4 protein-coding genes are annotated in these 4066 nt (G+C 63.2%); all 4 read left to right on the forward strand.

From position 1 onward, the window contains the following. Window positions 1-2088, forward strand: a 2088-nt coding sequence (locus tag L9Z73_RS26560; protein WP_247407515.1) for a TonB-dependent siderophore receptor, incomplete at its 5' end; no start/stop codon positions are given. A gap of 62 nt (window positions 2089-2150) precedes the next feature. After that, window positions 2151-3254 (forward strand): PepSY-associated TM helix domain-containing protein, encoded by a 1104-nt coding sequence (locus tag L9Z73_RS26565; protein WP_247407517.1) that lies wholly within the window; start codon window positions 2151-2153, stop codon window positions 3252-3254. After that, entirely contained in the window at window positions 3251-3433 is a 183-nt protein-coding gene (locus L9Z73_RS26570; protein WP_247407519.1) for a hypothetical protein, read from the forward strand. The genes L9Z73_RS26565 and L9Z73_RS26570 overlap by 4 nt, the downstream gene beginning before the upstream one ends. 203 nt (window positions 3434-3636) lie before the next feature. Continuing rightward, window positions 3637-3819: a hypothetical protein gene (locus L9Z73_RS26575; RefSeq protein WP_247407521.1), complete on the forward strand. Its 183-nt coding sequence runs from the start codon at window positions 3637-3639 to the stop codon at window positions 3817-3819. The last annotated feature ends 247 nt before the right edge of the window (window positions 3820-4066 follow it).

Here is a 4066-nt window from a genome sequence, read left to right on the forward strand (position 1 = left end):
GAAGGGGTCGTGGCGTTGCCGCAGACCCACATCGTTGCCCAGGGCAACGCTGAAAGTGCCTGGGGCCCGGTGCAAGGCTACCTGGCGACGCGTACCGCCGCCGGCACCAAGACCGACACCGCGCTGGTCGAAGCGCCGCGCTCGATCTCCGTCGCCACCCGCGAGCAGATGCAGGACCGCAACGTGCAGAACCTGGATGACGCGGTCAAATACATGCCCGGCATCGTGTCCGCCAGCTACGGCAGCGACACCCGCTACGACTGGATGCGCGTGCGTGGCTTCGAGCCCACCCAATTCCTCGACGGTCTGCCGTTGCCACGCGGCGTGTACGCCAACCCGAAAGCCGAAACCTGGAACCTCGACCGCATCGCCCTGCTGCGCGGCCCGGCGTCGTCGGTGTATGGCCAGACACCGCCGGGCGGCCTGCTGGACATGGTCAGCCGGCGTCCCAGCGCGGAATCGAGCCATGCCATTCAAGTGCAATACGGCAGTGACAACTATCGCCAGATCAATTTCGCCAGCACCGGCAAGGTCGATGATGAAGGCCAGTTCCTTTACGGCGTCAGCGGCGTGGTACGGGATGCCGGCACCCAGGTCGACCATATCGACAACAAGCGCTACAACATCGCTCCCAGCCTGACCTGGAACATCGACACCGACACCCAGCTGACCCTGCTCTCGCAGTTCACCCGCGACGATACCGGCACCACCAGCCAGTTCCTGCCGATCCAGGGCACCAAGATCAAATCGCCGCTGGGCGAAATCTCCCACCACAAGAACCTCGGCGATCCGGACTACGAGTTCTACGACCGCACCTACTACGCACTGGGCTATGCCTTCGAGCATCGCTTCAACGACACCTGGCAGTTCAAGCAGAACCTGCGCTACACCAAGTCGCAGTTGTCGTTCCAGCAACTGACCGTGGGTTCCTATGCCTACTCCCCGGCTGACGCGACAGGCACCATCACGCGCTCGACCACCAACGTTGACGAGAACATCGGTCAGCTTGCGCTGGACAACCACTTCCAGGCTGACTTCGCCACCGGCGACGTGACCCACACCGTGTTGCTCGGCCTGGATCACCAGCGCACCGATACCTCCTTCCGGACGATCTACGGTACGGCGTCGAGCATCAACATTTTCAACCCGGTCAACACCGTGCCCACGGTCCGCCCGACCGGCGATGCGTATTACGACTACAACCAGAAAACCGTACAGACCGGCCTCTACGCGCAAGACCAGATGGCCCTGGACAACTGGCGCCTGACCCTCGGCGGACGCGAAGACTGGGTGCACCAGGGCACCACCTACTTCAACAAACTGGATGCGACCAACACGGATCGCAGCAAGAATTTCAGCGGCAACGCGGCGCTGAGCTATGTGTTCGATTCCGGCTTTGTGCCGTACCTGTCCTACGCCGAATCCTTCCAGCCGGCGAGCAACGCCAGCGTCGACCCGGTCAAGTCGTACAAGCCCACCGAAGGCCAGCAATGGGAACTGGGGATCAAGTACCAGCCGCCCGGCTCCACGACGCTGCTGAGTGCGGCGGTCTATGACCTGACCCAGAAAAACGTGCTGGTGACCCGAATCGGCTCGGGCAACCAGTCGATCACCGACCAGGCCGGCGAAGTGAAGGTCAAGGGCCTGGAGCTGGAAGCGGTGTCTGACGTGACCGAGAACCTCAAGGTCATCGCCGCCTATACCCTGGCCAAATCCGAGGTGCAAACAGGCATCTACAAAGGCAACCGCCTGCAACTGATGCCCAATCAGCAAGCCTCGCTGTGGACCGATTACACCTGGCACAGCGGTGTGCTCGACGGTTTCGGCATCGGCTTCGGTGCCCGTTACACCGGCAATACCTATGGCGACCAGGCCAACACCTGGCTGGGCAAGGCCAATGCCTACACGGTGTTCGACGGCGCGGTGCATTACGACCTGGGCCGCCTGGACAACAGCCTGAAGGGTGCCTCGGTGAAGTTGAACGCCACCAACCTGTTCAACAAGGACTACCTGTCGACCTGCGATGGCAGCTACTGCTACTTCGGCGACCAACGCAGCGTCGTCGCCAGTGCCACCTACCAGTGGTAACCGACTGGGTTAACCACCCGGCCGCCCCAAGGGGCGGCCTTGGCGTGTCCGAAGGCTAGAACATGAAAAGCACAACCATCCGCCGCTGGTCCTTTATCCACACCTGGGCCAGCCTGATCTGCACGGTGTTCCTGCTGCTGCTCGCCCTCACTGGCCTGCCGTTGATTTTCCACCACGAGATCGATCACCTGCTGGGCAACGAGCCACAACTGGCGCAGCTGCCCGCCGATACGCCACTGCTGAACCTTGAACAACTGGTGGCCAAGGCCCAGGCCCATCGCCCCGGCGAAGCCATGCAGTACCTGGCCTGGGACGACGACGACAAAAACGGCGTGATCGCAATCATGGCCGCCACCGCCGGCACCGAACCCAACGCCTCCCACACCTTCATGCTCGATGCACGCACCGGTGAAGTGGTCGCGATGCCGTCGGCCAACGGCGGCTTTACGCTGTTCCTGCTGCGCCTGCATGTGGATATGTTCGCCGGCCTGCCGGGCAAGTGGCTGCTGGCGTTCATGGGCCTTCTGTTTGTGCTCGCGATTGTCTCGGGCACGGTGCTGTACCTGCCGTTCATGCGCCGCTTGAAATTCGCCACCGTGCGCCAGGACAAGTCCACCCGCCTGCGCTGGCTCGACCTGCATAACCTCATCGGCGTGGTCACCCTGACCTGGGCGCTGGTGGTCGGCGTGACCGGCGTGATCAGCGCCTGTGCCGATCTGATCATCGCCGCCTGGCGCACCGAGAGCCTCAGCGCGATGGTCGAACCGTACAAGCACGCCCCGCCGCTGACCCAGCGCGCACCGGCCAGCGATCTGCTCAAGATCGCCTCTGAGGCCGCGCCCGGCATGCAGCCGGACTTCATCGCCTTTCCCGGCACACGCTTTTCCAGCGAGTACCATTACGCCGTATTCATGAAGGGCAGCACCCACCTGACCGCGCACCTGCTCACCCCCGTGCTGATCGACGCCAGCACGCTGGCCGTCACCGCCATCGCTAAACGGCCGTGGTACATGGACGCCATGGGCATGTCCCAGCCGCTGCATTTCGGCGACTACGGCGGCATGCCGATGAAAATCCTCTGGGCAGTGCTGGATGGGCTGACCATCATCGTGCTCGGCAGCGGCGTTTACCTGTGGGTCGTCAGACGCAAGGCAGGCAAGGCATGAGGCCGCGTCAGTCGAGTTTCTGGAAGGTGTTTGGCATTCCGCTGGGGATCGGCCTGCTCAGCACGGCCGGGTTGTTTGCCGCGCTGCTGGGGGATGGGTGGTGGGATGCGCTGAGCTGGGTCGGGTTGGGGATTCCTGCGGTCATTGGGGCTTGGGGGTTGTTCAAGCGGCGCGCTTGAGGACGCCATCGGGGGCAAGCCCCCTCCCACATTCGACCGCATTTCAAAGGCAGAACTCGGTCAACTGTGGGAGGGGGCTTGCCCCCGATGAGGCCCTCAAGAACCCCAAAAATCCCCCTCGCCAGCCACTGCGCAACCCTCTGGGCTAGCGTGCTCGGCAGCGGTGTTTACCTGTGGGTCGTCAGACGCAAGGCAGGCAAGGCATGAGGCCGCGTCAGTCGAGTTTCTGGAAGGTGTTTGGCATTCCGCTGGGGATCGGCCTGCTCAGCGCGGCCGGTTTGTTTGCCGCGCTGCTGGGGGATGGGTGGTGGGATGCGCTGAGCTGGGTCGGGTTGGGGATTCCTGCGGTCATTGGGGCTTGGGGGTTGTTCAAGCGGCGCGCTTGAGGACGCCATCGGGGGCAAGCCCCCTCCCACATTCGACCGCATTTCAAAGGCAGAACTCGGTCAACTGTGGGAGGGGGCTTGCCCCCGATGAGGCCCTCAAGAACCCCAAAAATCCCCCTCGCCAGCCACTGCGCAACCCTCTAGGCTAGCGTGCTCGGCAGCGGTGTTTACCTGTGGGTCGTCAGACGCAAGGCAGGCAAGGCATGAGGCCGCGTCAGTCGAGTTTCTGGAAGGTGTTTGGCATTCC

The organism is Pseudomonas emilianonis, assembly GCF_023072625.1.
Lineage (GTDB): Bacteria > Pseudomonadota > Gammaproteobacteria > Pseudomonadales > Pseudomonadaceae > Aquipseudomonas > Aquipseudomonas paraveronii.

Coding starts and splice junctions, on each gene's coding strand:
- L9Z73_RS26565 (WP_247407517.1), top strand. CDS start 2,151: ATGAAAAGCACAACCATCCGCCGCTGGTCCTTTATCCACACCTGGGCC.
- L9Z73_RS26570 (WP_247407519.1), top strand. CDS start 3,251: ATGAGGCCGCGTCAGTCGAGTTTCTGGAAGGTGTTTGGCATTCCGCTG.
- L9Z73_RS26575 (WP_247407521.1), top strand. CDS start 3,637: ATGAGGCCGCGTCAGTCGAGTTTCTGGAAGGTGTTTGGCATTCCGCTG.